Annotated in this window: 19 protein-coding genes and 1 pseudogene (1 of these 20 only partly in view); 7 read left to right on the top strand and 13 right to left on the bottom strand. The window is 67.8% G+C overall.

Translation table 11 applies throughout. The features are described 5' to 3' along the window. Positions 1–414 (bottom strand): annotated as a pseudogene (locus E6K79_05585) (hypothetical protein) (it extends 669 nt beyond the left edge of the window). 414 nt (positions 415–828) lie between these two features. On the opposite strand from E6K79_05585, the gene E6K79_05590 reads away from it, so the two are divergent. After that, on the top strand, positions 829–2,154 hold the full coding sequence (locus E6K79_05590; protein TMQ65235.1) for a T9SS type A sorting domain-containing protein: 1,326 nt from the start codon (positions 829–831) through the stop codon (positions 2,152–2,154). A gap of 116 nt (positions 2,155–2,270) precedes the next feature. Beyond that, positions 2,271–3,074 (top strand): polyphosphate kinase 2 family protein, encoded by an 804-nt coding sequence (locus E6K79_05595; GenBank protein TMQ65236.1) that lies wholly within the window; start codon positions 2,271–2,273, stop codon positions 3,072–3,074. On the opposite strand, the gene E6K79_05600 is transcribed toward E6K79_05595, so the two are convergent. Beyond that, the gene (locus tag E6K79_05600) at positions 3,071–3,766 is read right to left on the bottom strand and encodes a tetratricopeptide repeat protein (GenBank protein ID TMQ65237.1); all 696 of its coding nucleotides are present in this window, start codon (positions 3,764–3,766) and stop codon (positions 3,071–3,073) included. The two genes, E6K79_05595 and E6K79_05600, sit on opposite strands and share 4 nt — an antisense overlap. 87 nt (positions 3,767–3,853) lie before the next feature. Between E6K79_05600 and E6K79_05605 the strand changes: the two genes are divergently transcribed. Then, the gene (locus E6K79_05605; GenBank protein ID TMQ65238.1) at positions 3,854–5,194 is read left to right on the top strand and encodes a cation:proton antiporter; all 1,341 of its coding nucleotides are present in this window, start codon (positions 3,854–3,856) and stop codon (positions 5,192–5,194) included. 31 nt (positions 5,195–5,225) lie between these two features. Here the strand turns inward: E6K79_05605 and E6K79_05610 are convergent, their stop codons facing one another. Genes E6K79_05610 through E6K79_05630 form a run of 5 tightly spaced genes read right to left on the bottom strand, consistent with a single transcriptional unit; the run spans position 5,226 to position 10,601 of the window. Then, a complete protein-coding gene (locus tag E6K79_05610) occupies positions 5,226–6,134 on the bottom strand; it encodes a hydroxymethylglutaryl-CoA lyase (GenBank protein TMQ65239.1) in 909 nt (302 codons plus the stop codon). Beyond that, the gene (locus tag E6K79_05615) at positions 6,131–6,706 is read right to left on the bottom strand and encodes a biotin/lipoyl-binding protein (protein ID TMQ65240.1); all 576 of its coding nucleotides are present in this window, start codon (positions 6,704–6,706) and stop codon (positions 6,131–6,133) included. The genes E6K79_05610 and E6K79_05615 overlap by 4 nt, the downstream gene beginning before the upstream one ends. Then, entirely contained in the window at positions 6,655–8,190 is a 1,536-nt protein-coding gene (locus E6K79_05620; protein ID TMQ65241.1) for an ATP-grasp domain-containing protein, read from the bottom strand. Before E6K79_05620 ends, E6K79_05615 begins: the two co-directional genes overlap by 52 nt. Next, complete coding sequence (locus E6K79_05625; GenBank protein ID TMQ65242.1) at positions 8,187–8,990, bottom strand: enoyl-CoA hydratase/isomerase family protein; 804 nt, start codon at positions 8,988–8,990, stop codon at positions 8,187–8,189. Before E6K79_05625 ends, E6K79_05620 begins: the two co-directional genes overlap by 4 nt. 3 nt (positions 8,991–8,993) lie before the next feature. After that, positions 8,994–10,601 carry a methylcrotonoyl-CoA carboxylase gene (locus tag E6K79_05630; protein ID TMQ65243.1) on the bottom strand — a complete coding sequence of 536 codons (1,608 nt, stop codon included), beginning with the start codon at positions 10,599–10,601 and terminating at the stop codon, positions 8,994–8,996. Between E6K79_05630 and E6K79_05635 the strand changes: the two genes are divergently transcribed. Next, positions 10,536–12,335, top strand: coding sequence for a GAF domain-containing sensor histidine kinase (locus E6K79_05635; protein ID TMQ65244.1), 1,800 nt, complete (start codon positions 10,536–10,538; stop codon positions 12,333–12,335). The two genes, E6K79_05630 and E6K79_05635, sit on opposite strands and share 66 nt — an antisense overlap. Before the next feature lie 2 nt (positions 12,336–12,337). On the opposite strand, the gene E6K79_05640 is transcribed toward E6K79_05635, so the two are convergent. From E6K79_05640 to E6K79_05665, 6 genes are all read right to left on the bottom strand, one after another. Next, positions 12,338–13,450 carry a site-2 protease family protein gene (locus E6K79_05640; GenBank protein ID TMQ65245.1) on the bottom strand — a complete coding sequence of 371 codons (1,113 nt, stop codon included), beginning with the start codon at positions 13,448–13,450 and terminating at the stop codon, positions 12,338–12,340. A gap of 25 nt (positions 13,451–13,475) precedes the next feature. After that, positions 13,476–14,126, bottom strand: coding sequence for a hypothetical protein (locus tag E6K79_05645; GenBank protein TMQ65246.1), 651 nt, complete (start codon positions 14,124–14,126; stop codon positions 13,476–13,478). Positions 14,127–14,194: 68 nt separating this feature from the next. Next, entirely contained in the window at positions 14,195–14,410 is a 216-nt protein-coding gene (locus E6K79_05650; protein ID TMQ65247.1) for a DUF3185 domain-containing protein, read from the bottom strand. Position 14,411: 1 nt separating this feature from the next. Further along, entirely contained in the window at positions 14,412–16,475 is a 2,064-nt protein-coding gene (locus E6K79_05655) for a S9 family peptidase (protein ID TMQ65248.1), read from the bottom strand. Positions 16,476–16,502: 27 nt separating this feature from the next. Continuing rightward, positions 16,503–17,672, bottom strand: a complete 1,170-nt coding sequence (locus E6K79_05660; protein ID TMQ65249.1) for a hypothetical protein — start codon at positions 17,670–17,672, stop codon at positions 16,503–16,505. Positions 17,673–17,678: 6 nt separating this feature from the next. Next, complete coding sequence (locus E6K79_05665) at positions 17,679–17,912, bottom strand: CDGSH iron-sulfur domain-containing protein (protein TMQ65250.1); 234 nt, start codon at positions 17,910–17,912, stop codon at positions 17,679–17,681. A gap of 124 nt (positions 17,913–18,036) precedes the next feature. Between E6K79_05665 and ettA the strand changes: the two genes are divergently transcribed. From ettA to E6K79_05680, 3 genes are all read left to right on the top strand, one after another. Continuing rightward, positions 18,037–19,716 carry an energy-dependent translational throttle protein EttA gene (gene ettA, locus E6K79_05670; GenBank protein TMQ65251.1) on the top strand — a complete coding sequence of 560 codons (1,680 nt, stop codon included), beginning with the start codon at positions 18,037–18,039 and terminating at the stop codon, positions 19,714–19,716. Positions 19,717–19,950: 234 nt separating this feature from the next. Further along, on the top strand, positions 19,951–20,739 hold the full coding sequence (locus tag E6K79_05675; protein TMQ65267.1) for an SPFH domain-containing protein: 789 nt from the start codon (positions 19,951–19,953) through the stop codon (positions 20,737–20,739). Between the two features lie 9 nt (positions 20,740–20,748). Further along, positions 20,749–20,955, top strand: a complete 207-nt coding sequence (locus E6K79_05680) for a hypothetical protein (protein TMQ65252.1) — start codon at positions 20,749–20,751, stop codon at positions 20,953–20,955. Positions 20,956–20,997 lie beyond the last annotated feature (42 nt).

Consider the following 20,997-nt stretch of genomic DNA (forward strand, 5'->3'; position numbering starts at 1 on the left):
CAGGATGTTCTCGGGCTTGAGATCGCGGTGCACGAGACCGGCCGCGTGCGCGACCTGGAGCGCCTTGGTCGCCTGGCGCAGCATCCGGAGCGTCTCCTGGGGAGACCGGGGCTTGCTGCGCCCCCACTCGCGGAGCGTCTGCCCATCGACGAGCTCCATGGCCACGTAGAGCGTGCCCTCGGACTCGCCGACATCATGGACGACGACGATGTTGGGATGGTTGAGGGCCGAGGCGGCGCGCGCCTCGTGGAGCAGGCGCTCCCGGCGCCCGCGGTCGTGCGTGAATTCGGGCGGAAGAACCTTGATCGCGAGGCGCCGGCCCAGAATCGGGTCCTCGGCGAGGAAAACACGACCCATCCCGCCCTGCCCGATCGGCTCCAAAATCCGGTACCTACCCAGCGAAGTCCCGATCATTCCGCGAGGATAGCACCACCGGGGGGCGGTGCGCCGCGTGACGGTCGCACCTCCGAGTCGCCGCCCCGGGCGGCACCAGTTGACCGGGCGCGATGCGCGGTGCTAGCTTCCGGAGCTTGAAGCGGGCGGTCCGGCCGGACGGAAGGGGCCGGACCCTAGAGAACTCCTCCTAGTCGCACTCCAAGTCTGCCTAGGAGCAGATACTCGTCGGTAAACCGGCAACGAGTGTTCTCAGGCTCACGAATTTCTCGGCCATTCCGGCCGCTCCCCATCGTTTTGCCTCCTCCGACCCTCGTGCGATCCCCGGCGCCGGCTCCACCGCGGCGAGCCGAGCCCCACCTCCACTCCCCTTGAGTCCCTAGACCTACGCTCCGGTAGGTTCCCGCGCGAACGATCGAGTCCCCAGGAGGCACAATGTCCAGAAAATCACTCGTTCTACTAGCCGTCCTCGCGATCGCCATTCTTCTCGCAGCCCCGATCGCCCTTGCGGGCGAGCCCGACGTCGGACAAACGAGCGCGGGCGAGCCCGATGCCGGATCGACCGCCGCCGGCGAGCCGGACGCGGGCAACGGCCGCTGGTTGACTCCCGACAACGGGCGGGCGTCGATCGCCGGTGAAGCGCTTTATCGATGCGGCACGGATGAGAGTGGGCCCAAGGTCAGAATCGCGAAGGCCCAGGTCGATCGCTGGCTGGCGCAGAACATGATCGTCGCGGGCGGGCAAATTCCCGTCTACTTCCACGTCATCTACTGGGGCTCCGAGGGCAACGTGCCCGAGTCGCAGCTCGACGCCCAGATCCAGGTCCTGAACCGCAACTACGCCGGCAAGGACTACAACGGCGTCACGGTTCCCGGCGCGGCCGCCACGGGATACACGTTCACCAAGGCGGGCGTGAGCCGAACGAGCAACCGGAAGTGGTTCACGATGACGCCGGGCGCCCGGAGCGAGAGCCAGGCAAAGGCCGCCCTCTCGATCAACCCCGCGGGCACGCTCAACATCTACATCTGCAAGCCGGGTCAGAACCTCCTCGGATGGGCGGTCTTCCCTTGGACGGCTCAAGCCGGCACGAACCAGGACGGGGTCGTGATCCACTACGGCTCGCTGCCCGGCGGCTACCTCTCGCCGTATAACCTGGGCGGGACCGCGTCGCACGAGATCGGCCACTACCTCGGGCTCTACCACACGTTCCAGGGCGGCTGCGACACCGGCACCTGCAGCGCCACGGGCGATCTCGTCTGTGATACGCCGGCGGAGGCGACGGCCACGTCGGGCTGCCCGGGCGGCAAGGATACGTGCCCCGCGACGGGTGTCGACCCGATCCAGAACTACATGGATTACTCGACCGACATCTGCTACTCGAACTTTACGACGGGCCAGGACACCCGGATGAACCAGATCGTGACCGGATACCGTGCCTGGATCGGCGGGACGCCGATCGTGCAGAATCCCAACCAGGCAAGGGGGCTCCAGGGCGAGGCGCTCGTCGCCTTCCGGGCGAATCCCAATCCGTTCAATCCACGCACGAAGATCGAGTTCGGCCTCCAGCGCGAGGGCCGCGCTTCGGTCCGGATCTTCGATATCCAGGGCCGCCTCGTTGTGACGGTGGTGGACCGCTACCTGTCCGCGGGCAATCACTCGTACGACTTCGACGGCGGCAGGCTGGCCAGCGGGGTCTACTTGATGAAGCTCCAGGCGCAGGGACAAGCCGACATGGTGAGAATGCTCACGCTGTTGAAGTAGACTCGGCCCCGATCGGGGCTCGAGGGACTGCAAAGGGGGCCGGTCGCGTGACCGGCCCCCTGCCAGTCTCGTCCAGGCCCGTACTCTCCGACGCAATCCCAGAAAGGGCATCGTCAATGAAGGAACCGATCGTGACGCGGGAGGGGCGACGAATTCGCCTCAAGCACATCGACCCCGACGACGATGCCGGCCTGGGCAACAAGGCGAAGGCTCTGGAGCGCCTCTCGGAGGATTTGGATCGCCTCCGCAAACTCCAGCACCTCCTCTACGCCGACAATCGATACGCGCTCCTGGTGGTGATCCAGGCCATGGACACCGGCGGCAAGGACGGCACGATCCGCCACGTCATGAGCGGGCTCAACCCGGTCGGGTGCGTCGTGACGTCGTTCAAGGTCCCCACGCCCGACGAGCGCCAACACGACTACCTGTGGCGGATCCATCGGGCGGTCCCGCCAAAAGGCGTGGTCGGCGTCTTCAACCGCTCGCACTACGAGGACGTGCTCGTCACGCGCGTCCACAAGCTCATCGAGAAAAAGACGTGGGAGCGCCGCTACCGCGAGATCAACGATTTCGAGCGGACGCTCAGCCAGAACGGCGTCGAGATCCTCAAGCTCTTCCTCCACATCAGCAAGTCGGAGCAGGCGAAGAGGCTTCGCGCGCGCATCGAGGACAAGGCGAAGAACTGGAAGTTCTCGGAGGCGGACATCGTCGAGCGGCGGCTATGGAGCGACTACCAGGAGGCGTACGAGGACGCGATCAACGAGTGCACGACGTCGTGGGCGCCGTGGCACATCGTCCCCGCGAACAAGAAATGGGCGCGCGACTGCATCGTCGCGCGCGCCATGGTGGATCGGCTGGGATCGCTGAACTTGCGCTATCCGAAGCCGGCCGTGGATCTCTCGAAGACCGTGATCCGCTAGCGGGAGCCGGCACCCTCGGCGGAGGAAGAGCCCGTCTTCGTTTCGCCGGAGGCCTTCTTCGCCGCCTCGTCGATCTTTTCTGCCAGCTCGTCGGCCTCTTTCGAATCGTTGGCGCGCAGCCACGCGAGCTCGATCTTCGCCTTTTCCAGATTGCCGCTCTGGAGGTAGGCCTCGCCGAGATACTCGTGCGCCTCATCGTAGTCGGGCTTGATCGAGAGACACTTTTCGTACGCTGAGAAGGCCCGCTTGAGGTCGCCGAGATTGCGGGAGCAGTAGCCGAGCATGTTCCACGCTTGGTAGTAGGTGGGATCCCGCTCCACGGCGGATTCGAACTTCTTGATCGCCTTCCCGAACTTCTTCTTTGCGTCGCCGGCCTTCCCGTCCTTCTTGAGCTTCTTCGCCTCCTGCGCCTCGTCGTAGCCCTTGGCGTAGAACTGTTCCAGCTCGGCGCGGGCAGCCTTCGCCTTCGTGGAATCGGGCGGCTGATTCTGATCCGCCGGGGGCATCTCGCTCTGAGGCTGGGCCTCGTGGGGCGGCGGGGACGGCGCCGAGCCCGACGCGAAGGCCGTGGCGACGATCAGGGTCAAGGCGAATGCGGCGCCGAGCGTGGCGCGGAACAGGCGGGACATGACGAGCGTAAATCGATCTGCAGGCATCGGCGGCTCCTTCTGGGCGCGGACGAGCGGCGGCACGAGCCTCCGGCTCCGGCGCGTGCGGTCGCGTTCACATCTGACGTCGATGCTACCAGATCGGTAATGCTTCCGGTATGCTGCGGCCCGATGGGCGCCAACCGGCGGTTCCCGCTCGTCTTCACCCTGGCTTCGCTCGTCGCGCTGGGGGCGCTCCTGACGCGCCCCGCGCTCGCGGCCGACTCCACCGTCGATCCGGTCGTTCCCGTTCTCCTCAGCCTTTCGATCGTCCTCGGCGCGGCGAAGGTGGCCGGCTGGCTCTCGACGCGCCTGGGGCAACCCGCGGTGCTCGGCGAGCTGATCGCCGGGATCGTCGTCGGCAATCTCTGGATCGTCGGATTCTACGACCTGGATTGGATGCGGGACGATCCGACCCTTTCCGTCCTCGCCGAGCTGGGCATCATCGTGCTTCTGTTCGAGGTGGGTCTCGAGTCGACCGTGGATCGGATGCGGCGCGTCGGCGCGTCCGCGTTTCTCGTGGCCCTGATCGGGGTGATCACGCCCTTCGCGCTGGGATGGGCCGCCGGTGCGTGGCTGCTGCCGGGCTCCTCGCCGTACGTCCACGCGTTCCTGGGGGCCGTCCTGACCGCGACCAGCGTCGGGATCACGGCGCGGGTGCTCAAGGATCTCGACGCCACCCGGAGCATCGAGGCGCAGATCATCCTCGGGGCCGCGGTGATCGACGACGTGCTGGGCCTCGTCATCCTCGCGGTGGTGAGCGGCGTCATCATCGCGGCGGATCAAGGAGGACAGGGCATCTCGCTCGTCGAGATCGCGGGAATCTCGGCCAAGGCCCTCGGATTTCTGGGGGCGTCCATGCTCCTCGGCCTGCTTCTCTCCCGGCGGCTCTTCCGGATCGCCGCGCGGGTGCGCATCCGGGGAATCCTGCTCACGAGCGCGCTCATCTTCTGCTTTCTCTTCTCCTATTTGGCCGCGCTCGCCGACCTGGCGCCGGTCGTGGGCGCGTTCGCGGCCGGCCTTCTCCTCGAGCCGTCCCATTTCGACAGGTTCGACGAGAGACGGGAGCATAGTCTGGAGTCGCTCCTCCATCCGATCTCGACCTTCCTGGTTCCGGTCTTCTTCGTCCTCACCGGCCTCCGGGTGGATCTGCGAACGTTGGGTGAGCCGGGCGTCCTGGGCCTCGCCGCCGTCCTGACGGCGGCCGCGTGGATCGGCAAGCAGGCCTGCTCGCTCGGCATTCTCCAGAGGGGCGTGGACCGGCTGACGGTGGGGCTCGGGATGGTGCCCCGCGGCGAGGTGGGCCTCATCTTCGCGAACATCGGGGCGACGATGACGATCGGCGGCGAGCGGGTCATCACGCCCGCGACCTACGCGGCGGTCGTGATCATGGTGATCGCCACGACCCTGGTCACGCCTCCCGCGCTCCAGTGGAGCCTGGGGCGAAAGCGGAGCCCCACGCCCGTTACGTAGCGCGCGGGCGGCCCGGAGCGGAATCGTGGTCCTAGGATTTCGGAGCGGGCGCCTGTTTCCCTAAGAGAGCGTCGCGCACGTGGGACCGCAAGGGTCGCCCGAGCGCGGAAGCGAGAAGATCGGACGCGGCGGAAACGCGCTCCAGGTCGAGGGCGATCGATGCGCCGGAGCGGGTGAGAGCCCAGGCGAGGTCCTCGGTCGCGACGTTCCCGGAGGCGCCCGGGGCGAACGGACAGCCGCCCACGCCTCCCGCGGAGGCGTCGAAGATCGAGATTCCCCGCTCGTAGGCCGCCAACGCGTTCGCCACGGCGGTCCCGTAGGTGTCGTGGAAGTGCATCGCGATCCGGTCCTGGGCCAGCGCGTCGAGCAGAAGGTCGAGAAGGTCGTGAACTTCCCCGGGGACGGCCTTCCCGATCGTGTCGCCGATCGAGATCTCGTCGACGCCGACATCGAGGAGCCGCTTCACGACGTCCACGACCGCGGGCGGCTCGATCTTCCCCTCGTACGGGCACCAGAAGGCGGTCGACACGTACCCGCGCGCGAGGAGCCCCGTCGCCTGGGCGCGGGGCACGACGGTCCGGAATCGCTCGATCGATTCCGCGATCCCGGCGTTGATGTTCTTCCGATTGAACGTCTCCGACGCCGCGGTGAAGACCGCGATCTTCCCGACGCGGGCCTCCAGCGCGCGATCCAATCCCTCGTTGTTCGGCACGAGCGCCGAGTAGGTGACGCCCTCCCGCCTCCGGATGCGCCGGAAGACCTCCTCGGCGTCGGCGAGCTGCGGGATCCATTTCGGCGACACGAAGGCGCTCACCTCGATCTCGTCGTAGCCCGCCTCCGAGAGCGCGTCCACGAAGGCCACCTTCGTGTCGGTGGGGATCTGCGTCTTCTCGTTCTGGAGCCCGTCGCGCGGCCCCACCTCCACGATTCGCGTGTTCATGCCGATGGGCCTCCCGCCGGCGCTCCGCCGGTCGACGCGCCGGGCCGGAGCTTCACCAGGAGTTGCCCCAGCTCGACGCGATCCCCCTGCGCGCACAGGACCTCGGCGATCGCGCCGTCCTCGGGCGCGGTGAGCCGGAACTCCATCTTCATCGCCTCGATCGTCAACAGGAGATCGCCCTCGCGCACCGCCTCACCGGCCCTGGCCGCGACCGCGACCACCCTGCCGGTCATCGGCGCCCGGATCTCGTCGGTCGTCGGCGCGCCGTCCAGGGCCGCAGCGTCGCGGGGAACGCGCTCGAGGAGATAGGCCCGGCCCTCGAGCGCGACCCACACGCCGCGGGGCGTCGCGACCGCGCCGCAGCGGGCGATCCGATCGCCGCTCCGGATCTCGACCCAATCGTCGACGCGTCGGACCTCGGCCTCGATCCGTCGCCCTCCGCGCGTGAGCACCGCGTGCGAGCCGCGAAGCTCGATCTCGGCCTCGACCGCCCTGCCCTCCCAGCGAAGCGCCAGGCGGCTCAAGCCCGCGCCCCCGCCGGCGACCGCCCCCAGCCGCCGAGCGCATGCCACGGCGAGTACCGATCGGCGTCCTCGCGCTCCCCTTCCCGCGCGGCGCGGCGCGAGGCCAGCGCGACGGCCGCGGCGAGGATCGCTTCGTCCGGGATCGACTCGGGCGCGGGCCACTCGCGCGACTCGATGGTGCCGGTGTAGGTCTCCCCGCTCCGGAACGCGCCGTCTTCCAGGAGGTCGATCAGGAACGACTGGTTCGTGGTCACGCCCAGAAGGGTAACCCGTTTGAGCGCCGCGACGAGCCGCGCGCGGGCCTCCTCGCGGTCTCGGCCGTGGGCGATCACCTTCGCGAGGAGCGAGTCGTAGTGGACATGGACAGTGCCGCCCTGGCCGATGCCGGCGTCGATCCGCACGCCGTCGCCGGCGGGCCACTCGAGGAGCAGCACCTTCCCGGTCTGCGGCAGAAATCCGGAATACGGGTTCTCGGCGTTGAGCCGCGCCTCGATGGCGTGCCCGGCGGGGCGAGGCAGCCGGGGAAGGCCCCCTCCCGCCGCGATCTCGATCTGCGCACGCACCAGGTCGAGGCCCAGGCGGGCTTCCGTGACCGGGTGCTCGACCTGGAGCCGCGCGTTCACCTCGAGAAAGTAAAACGAGCCGTCCGGGCCGAGGAGAAACTCGACCGTCCCCGCCCCCGAGTATTTCGCGTCGCGCGCCAGCGCCACCGCGGCCCGCTCCATCGCTTCGCGCGTCTTGGCGTTGACCGCGGTGGAGGGCGACTCCTCGATTATCTTCTGGTAGCGGCGCTGAAGGCTGCATTCGCGCTCGCCCAGCGCGATCGCATCGTTTCCGTCCGCGAGAATCTGCACCTCGACGTGGCGGGCCGGATCGATCCGCTTTTCGAGGAAGAGCCGGGCATCCCCGAACGCGGTCTCCGACTCGCGACGGGCCCCCTCGAAGGCCGCCGTGAGCTCCTCGGCGCTCGACGCGGAGCGCATCCCCCGCCCGCCGCCCCCGCCCACGGCCTTGAGGAGGACCGGGTAGCCGATCCGCTCCGCCTCGGCGCGCGCGCGCTCCGCGGTGGCGACGCCCTCGACGCCGGGGACGACCGGAATCCCGAGGCGGATCGCGGTCCGGCGGGCCGACGCCTTGTCTCCCAGACGTTCCATGCTCTCGGGCGACGGGCCGATGAAGACGATCCCCGCCTCGCGGCATTCGCGCGCGAAAGCGGCCCGCTCCGAGAGAAAGCCGTAGCCCGGATGGATCGCGTCGGCGCCGACGCCTCTAGCGGCTTCCACAATGCGCGGCGCGTTCAGATAGCTCCCAGCCGCCGCGGCGGGCCCGATCATCACGCTCTCGTCCGCCGAGCGCGCATGGAGCGAGCCCCGGTCCGCCTCCGAGGTGACGGCCACGGATGGGATCGCCATCTCGCGGAGCGTCCGGAAAATCCGCACGGCGATCTCCCCGCGGTTCGCGACCAGGACCTTTCGAAACGGGGCGCGGGATGCGGCGAGGTCGGAGAGGGCGGCCGTCACGAGCGGGCTCACCGCTTCCAGGCGGGGCGGCGCTTCTCGAGGAAGGCGCCGAGCCCTTCCTGTCCCTCGGGAGACGTCCGAAGCGCGGCGATCGTGCGCACCGCGTTCGCGATCGCGTCGTCACGCCGGAGCGCGAGCCCCTCCCGAATCAATCGCTTCGCCGCGGCCACCGCGCGCGGGCCGTTTCCCGAGATCGCGTCGATCATTCGCCCCACCGCGGCGTCCAGTGCGTCGCCCGGGACGACCTCATGCACCAGCCCGATCGACTTCGCCTCGGCGGACTTGAAGATCTCCCCGGTCAGAAAATAGCGGCGCGATCCCGAGGCGCCGATCCTCGGAAGCACGAAGGTCGAGATGACCGCGGGGGCGATCCCCAGCCGCACCTCGGTGAACCCGAAGTCCGCGGCATCGGCGGCCACCACGATGTCGCAGCACGAGATCAGGCCCATGCCGCCGCCGAGGCAAGTGCCGTTCACGCGCGCCACCGTCGGAATCGGCAGCTCGTCCAGGGCACGGAGCATCGAGGCGAAGCGCCCGGCGTCCGCCTCGTTCTCCTCGCGGGAGAACCGCGCGCTCCGCCGCATCCAGTTCATGTCGGCGCCCGCGCAAAACGCCGTCCCTTCGCCGGTCAAGACGAGGGCCCGGGGCGCCTGGTCCGGGTCGGTCTGGAAGGAGCCGGCGATCCCGCCGAGCGCTTGGGTGAGCTCGGCGATCAGGGCCTCGTCGAAGGCGTTTCGAACCTCCGGCCGGGCGAGCGTGATCCGCGCGACGGGCCCGTCCGACTCGAGGCGAAGGTGGGAGTACGCGCTCAACGGCTACATCCGGTAGACGGGCGCGGGCCCGCGGGTGACAGGAGCGTTGAGGGCCGCCGAGAGCGCGAGCGCGACGGCCGCGCGCGTGTCCACGGGATCGATGATCCCGTCGTCCCAGAGCTGCGCGGTCGCGAAGTAGGGACTCCCCTCGCGCTCGTACTTCTCGAGCACCGGCCCGGCGATGGCCGACTCCTCCGCCTTGGAGAGCGTCTTCCCCTCCCGCGCGAGCTGGTCGCGCTTCACCTGGACGAGGACCGACGCCGCCTGCTCCGCCCCCATCACCGAGATGCGCGAGTTGGGCCATGTGAAGAGGAAACGCGGGCGGTAGCCGCGTCCGCACATGGCGTAATTCCCCGCCCCGTGGGAGGCCCCTACGATCAGGGTGAGCCGCGGCACCTCGGCGGTGGCGACCGCCTGGACCATCTTGGCGCCGTCCTTCGCGATGCCGCCCGCCTCGTAGCGCTTCCCGACCATGAACCCCGTGATGTTCTGCAAGAACAGGAGGGGGATTCGCCGCTGGGCGCAGAGCTCGACGAAGTGGGCCCCTTTGAGCGCGCTCTCGGAAAAGAGAACCCCGTTGTTCGCGACGATGCCCACCGGGTATCCCATCCAGCGCGCGAAGCCGGTGACGAGCGTCGTGCCGTAGTTGGCCTTGAACTCGTGGAAGCGGCTCCCGTCGATCAGCCTTGCGAGAAGCTCGCGCACGTCGTACGGCTGCTTCGTATCCGTCGGAAGCACGCCGTAGATCTCCTCGGCTGGATAGAGCGGGTCCTGAGGCTCCGCCAGATCGAGATCGACGCGCTTCACGGTCCCCAGCCGCTCCACGATGTCGCGGACCGTGTGGAGCGCCTCTTCCTCGTTCGCCGCCATGTGGTCGGTGACGCCGCTCACGCGCGAGTGGACCTCCGCGCCGCCCAGCTCCTCCGCTGAGACTTCCTCGCCGGTCGCCGCCTTCACGAGCGGCGGCCCGGCGAGGTAGATCGTACCCGTCCCTCGAACGATCACGTTCTCGTCGGACATCGCCGGAACATAGGCGCCGCCCGCGGTGCACATGCCGAGCACGGCGGCGACTTGCGGAATCCCTTGGGCGGACATGATCGCCTGGTTGTAGAAGATCCGGCCGAAATGCTCCTTGTCGGGAAACACCTCGGCCTGGAGCGGAAGGAAGACGCCGCCCGAGTCGACCAGGTAGACCGCGGGCATCCTGTTCTCGAGCGCGATCTCCTGCGCGCGGATGTGCTTCTTGATCGTGGGGGGGTAGTAGGTCCCGCCCTTCACCGTGGCGTCGTTCGCGACGATCACGCACTCGCGCCCGGAGATCACGCCCACGCCGGTCACGATCCCCGCGGATGGGACCTCGTTATCGTAGAGGCCGCCCGCCGCCAGGGCCGAGAGCTCGAGGAACGGGGTGTCGGGATCGAGAAGGCGCTCGATCCGCTCGCGCGGCAGGAGCTTCCCCCTGCTCCGGTGGAGCTCGACCGCCTGCTCCGAGCCGCCCCGCCGGACCGCCTCGAGGCGCTGCTTCAAATCGCCCGCCAAGGCCTGATGGTGCTTCCGATTGGCCTGAAATTCGGGGCTCTGCGGCTTCAGGTGGCTCTTCAGGACGCTCATGGGTTGGTCACTCTAACCGCCCCAGCCGCAAAGGGAAAGCAGAGAAGATCGGAGCCAATTCGGCTCGAGAACGCCCCCGGCATTGCCGATACAAAAGCGAATCGATCGACCAAGGTAATTGGAGGGGGAAAGAGCGCGATGTCGAGCCCGCACGTCCATGTGACCCAGTCGCAATACGATCGGAAGACCTGGTGGCTCCTCGGTCTCGCGATCTTCATCATCATCGGCTTCTGCGTCACCGTCCCGACGCTCTATGTGGCGCTGGCGCGGTCCGGGTTCCTCGGAGACCTGCTCCCGCCCAGCTCGGGTCCCCTGCTGATCGGGCTCGTGGGCCTCACCGCCATCTACTGCCTGCTCATGATCCGCCAGCAGTCCCAGATCAATCGCATCCGACGGAGCATGCTCGTGGACCAGATGGAGCTCGAGCAGTCGCGCGGCCGCCTGGCGGAGCTCACCTCGCTCTTCCAGCTCGGCAACACGCTCCACATGGATCTCCCCCTGGAAACAATCTTGGAGATCACGGTGCGCCGCCTTGCGAGCACCCTTCACTCTCACGACGTCTCGGTCTTTCTCTACGATCCCACGTCGCGCAAGCTTCCGTGCAAAGCGACGTTCGGCCTGACCTCTCGCGGCCCTGAGCCCGAGGTGACGGTGGGCGAGGGCGCGGTCGGCTGGGTCGCGCGGCACCACGAGCCGATCTTGATGAAGGCGAGCGACAAGGAGGCGCGCTTCGCGAATTTCTTCGAGTCCCATCCCGACGCGGGCTCCGTCCTCGTGCTCCCCGTCACGGCGGAGAAGCGCTGCGTCGCCGTCCTCCAAGTGTGCCGGGCGCCCAAGGCCGAGGCGTTCCGGCTCGAGCACCGGGACATCGGGCAGCTCTTCGCGGACAACGTGGCCGCGGTGATCGACCGCGCGCAGGCGATGGTGCGGATCCGCCAGACGGCCGCGGCCGCGGGCAGCGAGCCGCCGCTGACCGGAGAGAGCGCGACCGGCCCGTTCCGCGACGTTTTCCTCACGGCGGCGACGTCGGAGCTCAAGTCCCCGCTTTCGACGATCGTGGCTTACTCCGAGGTTCTCGACCAGAACGAGGGGAAGATGACGCCCGCGATGCGGAAGGAGTTCTCGGACCGCCTCCGGACCGAGGCCCAGCGGACGATGGTGCTGGTCGACGATGTGCTCGACCTCGTCCGTCTCGAGATGGGGCGCTATCTCCTCGACCTTCACTTCACCGGCGTGAACCAGATCGCCCGCGCCGCGATCGACCTCGCGAAGCCGATGGCCGAAGCGCGCGGGATCGCCATCGACGCGGATCTCGATCCTACGATCCCGGACCAGCATCTCGATCCCGCGAAGCTCCGCCAGTCGATTCTTCACCTGCTTCGAAACGCCATCCGCCTCTCGCCCGCGAAGGGTCGCGTGCGCCTCAAGACCGCGCTCAACGAGCAGGGCGTCCAGGTCGAGGTCCAGGATGCGGGCCCCTCGATTCCGGCCGACGCTACCGAATCGCTCTTCGATCTCGAGAGCATCGCGGAGCAGCACAGCAAGCGCTGCGGGGACGGCATGGGGTTCGGACTTCACCTGACGCGCCGATTCGTGGAGCTGCACGGCGGGCATGTGGGGGCGGCGCCATCGCCGGAAGGGGGCGCGACGTTCTGGTTCGTGCTGCCCCGCGGCGACGATCTGAGCAACCTGATCGGCTCCGATCCGTTCGCCGAGGAGCTGTCGAAGAAGTAGCGCTACGCCGCGCCCGGACCCCTGGATCGTCGTCCACCCAGCGCGGCCTGCACCATCGCGAGCTCCCCGACGTTCTCCAGCGTCACCAGCCCGACGAGTGAGCCGTCCGCCTCGATCACGGGCACCGCGGGGCACCCGTTCTCCTGCATCCGGCGAAACACTGCCTCCAGCATCTCACGCGGGTGCGCGGTGCCGCAGGAGCGCTTCGCGACGTCCTCGATGCGGCGATCCGTCCGGCCGTTCGCGAGCGACGTGAGGAGGTCCGCCCGCGTCAGGATCCCGAGAACCGGGCCTAGCGGACCCGACCCCAGAACCGGAAAGTCCTGCTGGTGTCCGCCCAGGAGCAGCTCCACGGCGCGGGAGAGCGGCTCGTCTCCCCGGAGCGTCTGGAAATCGCGGATCATCGCCCGCGAGACCGGCACCCCCTCGAAGGCGGAGCGCATTTGGACGGCCTGCGCCTCCTGGCCGGCGCCGATGAACACGAACAGGGCGATGAAGAGCAGGAACGGGTTCCCGAAGAGCCCCGCGAGCCCGAACAGAAGCGCGATCCCCTGCCCGATGTTGGCGGCGATCTGGGTCGCCCGCAGGTAGTCGAGCCGGGTCGCCAGGAGGGCGCGCAGCACCCGGCCGCCGTCCATCGGGAATGCCGGGATGAGGTTGAAGATCGCGAGAAACACGTTATACGCGAGCAGGCGCGCGAAGAAATTCCCCTGAAGCGCCGCGGGATCGCTCAGGAGCCGGGCTCCTCCGCTGCCCTGAAGAATCGCCAGGAGGACGCCGGCGATCAAGAAGTTCACCGCGGGACCGGCGAGCGCGACCACGATCTCCTGGCCCGGCTTCTCGGGAATCCGCTCCAGCCGGGCGACGCCGCCGATCGGCAGGAGCGTGATATCCCGGGTGCGGACCCCGTAATGGCGCGCGGTCAAGGCATGTCCCAGCTCGTGGAGGACGACGCACCCGAAGAGCGCCAGGAAGAAGCCGACCGTCTCGAGGGCGAGGGCCGTGCCCTGCCCCCGCGCCAGCACGAAGAAGACGAAGACGAGAAAAATGAGGAAGGTCGCGTGGACCCGAATCGGAATCCCCGCGACCTTCGCAATCTGCCAGGACCAACGCATGAAGCTTCTTCCGCGGCTCCGGACGCTATGCCGCGACGGGCTTGACGACGATCGTGACCGGACCGTCGAGCGTGACCTTGACCTTCTGGCCGGCCGGCAGCACGATCTGCTTCCCCTTCGTGGCCACGGCCACGCCGGTACCCACCGCGGCGCCGACGGCCGCGCCCTTCCCGATGTCGCCCTTGCCTCCCAGAATGCCGCCCAAGACCCCACCCGCCACAGCGCCCCCGCCGATCTGGAGAGCGCTCTTCTTGGCGTCGCCCTTGCCTTCAAGGCGAAGCGGCGTCGCGGAGATCGGGTAGCTCTTTCCGTCGGTCGTCACGAGCTCGGTGAAACGAAGCGTGAGCTCGGCGCCGCCCGCGACCCGACCCGCCGGATCGATGTGCGTGACCTCGCCGTTGATGGTCGCGCCGGCGGGGACCACCGTCACCTCGTTCACCCGCACGTCTTCCACCGTCCGGAGCGACACCTTGTCGCCGACCTTGTTTTGCCCCGTGTCGATCGTGTTCTGGAGCGCCGAGACGATCTCCGTTCCCGCGGTCAGAGTCTCGGACTTCTCCTTCTCGGCCGTGGCCGACTGTTGCTGGCCGCAGCCCGCCGCCCAGAGGGCGACGGCCGCGAGTGCCGTGCCGACGAAGGCGCGGCGCATCGCGGCGTTCCGTGTCCCGAGATTCATCGTGTCTCCTTTCGTTTCGTTCGCCCTACGCGAACGACTAGACCAACCCCCCAGCGTCCGTCACGCCGCTAGGCGCGGCGCTTGTCGATCATCAAGAGTGCGACACCGCCGATCAGCGCGATCACTCCCACTACCGGCGAGATGGGAATGGTCTTCTGCTCCGTCGCCGTCGCTTTGAAGTCGCCCATCTGGATGACGGTTTTCTGATCGTTGTAATGGATGCCGCCCCAGACCAGCGAGATGATGCCGAGAATGATGAGCGCGATGCCGATCAGCTTCATCATGTCACGCGCTCCCCTTGGCCGCGCCTAAGTACCGGCCCAGCCACTCGCTCACCTCACGATTCCACACGATCGAGTTGCGCGGCTTCAGGATCCAGTGGTTCTCGTCCGGGAAGAAGACGAGGCGCGCATCGACCCGTTTCGCCTTATAGATGTTGTACACCGCAAGCGCCTGCGTGTGCGGCACCCGATAGTCGCGCTCGCCGTGGATCACGAGCATCGGCGTCGTGAACCCGCGAGCGAAGCGCGAGGGACTCCAGCGGTCGATCGCCTCCAGGCGATCCCACGGCTCCCCGCCGTACGCCTGGTGGCGCCCCTGCGTCACGTCGCTCCCGTATTCGGCCAGCAGGTCGAAGACGCCCGCGTGGTTCACGAGGCAGCGGAACCGGTCGGTGTTCCCCGCGATCCAGCAGACCATGTAGCCGCCGTAGGAGCCGCCGGTCGCGGCCATTCGCCGCTCGTCGATGAAGCCGGTCTCGAGGAGCGCGTCGGTCGCCCTCATGATGTCCGTGAACGGTTTGTCTCCGTGGCCGCCCTGGATCACGGCCGCGTACTCCTGGCCCCAGGAGGTCGAGCCGTGGAAGTTCACCGTCGCGACGACGTACCCGGGCGCTGCGAAGAGCTGCGGATTCCATCGGAAATGGAAGTTGTCCCCGGCGATCGCATGCGGCCCGCCGTGGATCACATGGATGAGCGGCCACTTCTTGGAAGCGTCGAATCCGGGCGGCAGGACCACGAACATCTGAACCGGATCGCCGTCCGCTCCTTCAAAGATCATCTCCCGCACCTCGCCCAGGGAGAGCTCCGACAGGATCGATTCGTTGAACCGGGTGTGGGTCTTGAAATCGCTCCCGTCCGGCCGGCTGCTCGCGATCTCCGCGGGCACGGACAGGGTCTGGTGCGAGAAGTAGATCCGCCCGTCCTTGCCGGGGGCGAGCCCAGCGGTCGCGCCACCTTCCCGAGCCGGCTGCGGCGTCGCGGCGCCGGGCTTCATCGCGAACAGGTTCAAGCGCCCGCGGTCCTCGGCCTCGATCATGAGGGTGCCGTCGGCCAGGAACTCCCACGCGGTGGGCGACCGGTCCCATGCCTCGGTCAGGATCGTGTGGGTTCCCGCCGCGCGGTCGTAGCGCACAAGGCGGACCTTGTCCGCGTAGAAGTAGGGATCGCGCTGGAGGCCGTAGACGATGGAGCGTCCATCCGGCGCGTAGCGCGGGCGGTGCGCGTCCGATGAGTTCTTCGGCGTTCCCTCCGGCGTCAGGCAACGTACCGGCCCCTTCCCCGAGGTCGGCACCGTGAAGAGCGCCCAGCGGAGCAGATAATGAGGCGCCTTGCTCGAGTTCGCGACATAGGCGATCTCGGATCCGTCCGGCGCGACGTCGTACTGGCCCGCCGGCTCCATGAAGTCGAACCAGCCGGCTCCCTCGGGCGTGAGATCCGTGAGCGCGCGCGACTCGAGGTTCAGGACGAAGAGGTGCGGGACCTCGCCGCCTACGAGCCACCGATCCCAGAATCGGTAGAGCCGGTCCTCCGTCACGTGGACCTTGACCGGATCCTTCGCGCGCCGCTCGCCAAGCTCCTTCGTTCCCTCGGGTGTCGGGGCCTCGGTGTAGAGATACGTCCCGAAGGCGATCCGCTTCCCGTCGGGGAGCCACTTCGGGTCGAAGACGCCCAGCGGCATGTCCGTGAGGCGCTCCGCCTCCCCGCCCTCGAGCGGGAGGATGTAGAGCTGGGGCTTTTCGTCGCCCTGCGCCCGCACGAACGCGATCCGCATGCCGTCGGGCGAGTAGGCGGGATCCGCCGAGGAATATTCCTCCGTCGTGATGGGACGCGGCTCGCCGCCCTTAGGCCCGACCGGAACCAGCCAGAGCCGAGAGCGTCCGCGGTTTTGCTCCATGTCGTACGTCGTGACCGGCACCACGACCGCCGAGCCGTCCGGCGCCGGCGCGGGGCTGCCGACGCGCGAGAACCTCCAGAGATCCTCGGCCGTGATCGGGCGCTTGCCCGGATTCGTGGCGGGATAGAGAACCGCGGTTCGCCCTGTCTTCGATTTCGGCTCGGCAACGTGCAAGGAAGACCTCCGGGAGTATCTGCGAGCCTAGTACCGGAAGACCGCCGCGATGGGGCTCGGCGTCGGCATCGACTCGCGCGGGATGACGTACACCTGAGCCCGTCGCTTGAGCGACTCTTCGCATATCTCGTCCACGAGGTCGTCGTCACCGGGCCCGAGCTGCTTCGGATGGCGGAGCACCAATCCGGTCACCCGGTCCAGCACGCCCCACACCGCAACACCTTCCTCGGCCAGGGTGCAGGCGACGCGGCCCGCGATCGCCGCCGGCGCGATTTCCTCAAGGTTGTCCGTCGCGAGACCCTTCGAGGCAAGCTCGCGGTATCGGTCGACCCACTCGTCGACGCGCTTCTTGAACTCCCGGCTCACGATCGGCCACGCCTCGGAGTGGATCCGGGCGCCGTTCGCGCGCTCGTAGTTCCCCACGAGGCGATCCGGGAGCAGGTGCGCGTACGTGTTCGCCTCGCGATAGGTCGGATGGGAGGACTCGACGGCCGCCAGGATGAGCGGCGCGGTCTCCCCGCGTAGGAATTCGTGAAGGCCCTTGTCGATCTCCCGGAAAAACTTGAGCAGCTCGATCTTCGTCTTCTCCCCGCCGGGTCCGCGTCCGTGGAGGACGGGGCCGGAGGGAGGCGCGCCGTGCCGGGAAGCCTGGTGTTCGTACTCGGGCACGCCCAGCGTCTCGCGCAGGCTGTCTGGGAGGCCCCGAAGCTCCAAAGGCTCCGCCCCGAAAGGGCCGCCCTCGTACAAGGTCACGGCGTTCTCGCTCACGGCGAGCACGAGGTAGCGGCGGTTCGCGTGCAGGAACGGGATCAGCGGCTTCACGTGGAATGTGTCCGCGACCACCACCCGCTCCGAAACGTGGATCGGAAGACGATACGCGGCGCCGAAGGACGGCGAGAGGAACGCGGCGAATCCCTCGAGCGAATATTCCCAGTGCGCCGATTCGATGAGCTCGCGGAGCGGCGCGACGACACGCGCCGCGTCGCGTGGCGCGGGCCCCTCGGCGAGGAGGCGCTCGGCCTCGCTGACGAGCGCGCGAAAGCGCACGGGATCCTGTTTCCACCCGGGAAAACCGCGGTGCGTCGGAAGGTGGATCGAGACGCAGGGGGTCTCGCTGGGCACGAGGAGGCGTTCCAGCTCCTCCGCCCGAAACGGTGCGACCGGAATCGGCCGCTTCACCTCAAGGCGGGTCGCCATGGTTCCCTACGCCGGCTTGGGGGCCGGGGGAGGCAGCGCGCGCGCTTCAACGGCCGATTCGAAGCCGCACTCCTTGTGCGTTCCGTCGCAGAACGGCTTGTTCGAGGACTGGCCGCAGCGGCAGAGCGAAATGACGGTTCGTCCGGCCAGATCGAACGGGCGGCCGTCTTGATCGACAACCTGGAAATCTCCCTCGATCCGGACGGGACCATTGTTGCGAATGGTGATCTTGGCCGGCAATGTGCCTCCTGTGCGGGTGGATGTCGTAGGGTGGACAGTATATACTCCTTTTCGAGTTCCGTCGCACGCTGCAGAGGTCCAACCCGCCGCAACCTAATTCGATTCCAGAGAGGGATTTAGCGTCATGGCGCCACAGTACATCTTCACGATGGTCAACCTCGGCAAGGTCCACCCGCCGAACAAGGAGGTCCTGAAGGGGATCTATCTCTCCTTCTTTCCCGGCGCCAAGATCGGGGTTTTGGGCCAGAACGGGGCCGGGAAAAGCACACTCCTCCGAATCATGGCAGGGGTGGAGGAGCCGACGAGCGGTGAGGCGCGCCCCGCGAAGGGGATCCGCGTCGGCTTCCTGCCGCAGGAACCGGTCCTCGATCCCAAGAAGGACGTGCGCGGGAACATCGAGGAGGGCGTCGCGGAGACCCGCGCGCTGCTCGACCGGTTCAACCAGCTAAACGTGAAATTGGGCGAGAGCCTCTCCGAGACCGAGATGGAGAAGGTCCTTGAGGAGCACGGCCGCGTGATGGCCGAGATCGAGATGAAGAACGCGTGGGAGCTGGATCGGACGCTCGAGATCGCGATGGACGCGCTACGGGTTCCGCCGGGGGACGCCGACGTGAAGACGCTCTCCGGCGGAGAACGGCGTCGGGTCGCGCTCTGCCGGCTCCTGTTGACGCGCCCCGACCTGCTCCTGCTCGATGAGCCGACGAACCACCTGGACGCGGAGTCGGTCGCGTGGCTCGAGCGGTTTCTCCACGAATATCCCGGGACGGTCGTCGCGGTCACGCATGACCGGTACTTCCTGGACAACGTGGCGGGCTGGATCCTGGAGCTCGACCGCGGTCAGGGAATCCCGTGGGAGGGAAACTATTCCTCCTGGCTCGATCAGAAACGCCAGCGGCTCGCGCTCGAGGAGAAAGCGGAGTCGGCCCGGCAACGGACCCTCGGCCGCGAGCTCGAGTGGATCCGGATGTCTCCGCGCGCGCGGCAGGCGAAGAGCAAGGCCCGCGTCACCGCTTACGAAGAGCTCTTGAGGCAGGAGGGCGAGAAGCGAAGCGAGATCGCCGAGATCTCGATCCCCGCGGGGCCGCGGCTCGGGAGCCTCGTGGTCGAGGCCAAGGAGCTCTCGAAGGGCTATGGCGACCGCGTCCTCATCGACGGGCTCACCTTCCACCTCCCTCCCGGCGGCATCGTGGGGATCATCGGCCCGAACGGCGCCGGTAAGACGACGCTCTTCCGGCTCATCGCCGGTCTCGAGAAGGCTGATGCGGGAATGATCCGCGTCGGCGACACCGTCCAGATTGCCTACGTGGACCAATCCCGGGACAGCCTCGACGGTGCCAAGAACGTGTGGGAGGAGATCTCGGGAGGCCAGGATCTGATCGAGCTCGGTCCACGAAGTGTTCCCTCGCGCTCCTACGTCGCATCGTTCAACTTCAAGGGTGCCGATCAGCAGAAGCTCGTGAAAAACCTCTCCGGCGGAGAGCGGAACCGCGTCCACCTGGCGAAGCTCCTGCGCTCCGGGGGCAACCTGCTTCTGCTCGACGAGCCGACCAACGACCTGGACGTCGATACGCTCCGCGCGCTGGAGGAGGCTGTCCTGGGGTTTGCCGGATGCGTCTGCGTGATCAGCCACGACCGCTGGTTCCTGGATCGGATCGCCACCCACATGATCGCCTTCGAGGAAGACGGGAGCACGGTCTGGTTCGAGGGCAACTTCCAGGACTACGAAGCCAACCGCCATATGCGGCTGGGGGCCGCCGCGGATCAGCCCCACCGGCTCAAGTACAAGAAGCTGGTTCGGGAGTAGAGCCCGCCTATCCTCTTCTCAAGTAGCTGCTGAATAATGCGTTAACCGCCCCGGATTTCCCTTGAATCCTTTGCTATCATGCCGATATCATAATGACATCACGACGGTCGCCACGGTGGCGGCCGCCGAAACCGGAAAAGAGGATCTGCCATGACGAAGGATCGCGAGGTATCGGCCCTGGCCGGGGCGCTGGGCCTTACGGTGACGATTGCCCTCATCGCCTCCACCATCTACATGACGGTCGGCGCGGTCGCGCAGGGGCGACCCCTTCTGCTCCTGACCGTGGTGGCTCCGCTCGCCGTCCTGAGCTTCCTCTCGGCGGCGGGCCTCTTCACGGTCCAGCCCAACCAGGCCGTGGTCCTGATTCTCTTCGGAAGCTACGTCGGGTCGGTGAAGCGGAGCGGATGGTGGTGGACCAACCCGTTCAATACGCGGAAGGGCATCTCCCTTCGCGTGCGAAGCCTGAACGGGCACATGATCAAGGTGAACGACCATGCCGGAAACCCGGTGGAGATCGCCGCCGTGGTGGTCTGGAGGGTGCACGACGCCGCGCAAGCGACGTTCGACGTGGAGACCTTCGAGGATTTCGTCTCGGTCCAGAGCGAGACCGCGGTCCGCCACCTGGCGAGCGCCTATCCCTACGACGAGTACGATCACGACACGATCTCGCTCCGGGGAAGCACCGACAAGGTCTCGGAGTTCCTCCGCGTCGAGCTCTCGGAGCGTCTGCGACCGGCGGGCGTCGAGATCATCGAGGCGCGCCTGAGCCACCTCGCGTACGCCCCCGAGATCGCCGGCGCCATGCTCCAGCGCCAGCAGGCGTCAGCGATCATCGCGGCGCGGCAGCGCATCGTGGACGGCGCGGTCGGAATGGTGGAGATGGCGCTCGACCGCCTGAGCGCGAACAAGGTCGTCACGCTCGACGATGAGCGAAAGGCCGCCATGGTCTCGAATCTGCTGGTGGTTCTCTGCGGAGAGCGCGCGGCAATGCCCGTTCTCAATACCGGCACGCTCCACAACTAGGTGCCCGCGATGGCGGCGCGGAAGGCCTTTCTCCTACGCATCGACCCGGAGCTCTGGGGCGCGCTCGAGAAGTGGGCGGCCGACGAGCTCCGGAGCGTCAATGGACAGATCGAGTACCTTCTCGCGCGCGCCGTTCGCGACGCGGGGCGCGGAAAGAAGCGGGGCCCTACCGGGGCTCCGCCGACTCCCGGCGATCCGGCCGATCGATCTGGGTGAAACTCCGGGCTGGCCCAAGCGTATGGGGTGGTAGTCTTCACG

The organism is Candidatus Eisenbacteria bacterium (assembly GCA_005893305.1).
Lineage (GTDB): Bacteria > Eisenbacteria > RBG-16-71-46 > SZUA-252 > SZUA-252 > WS-9.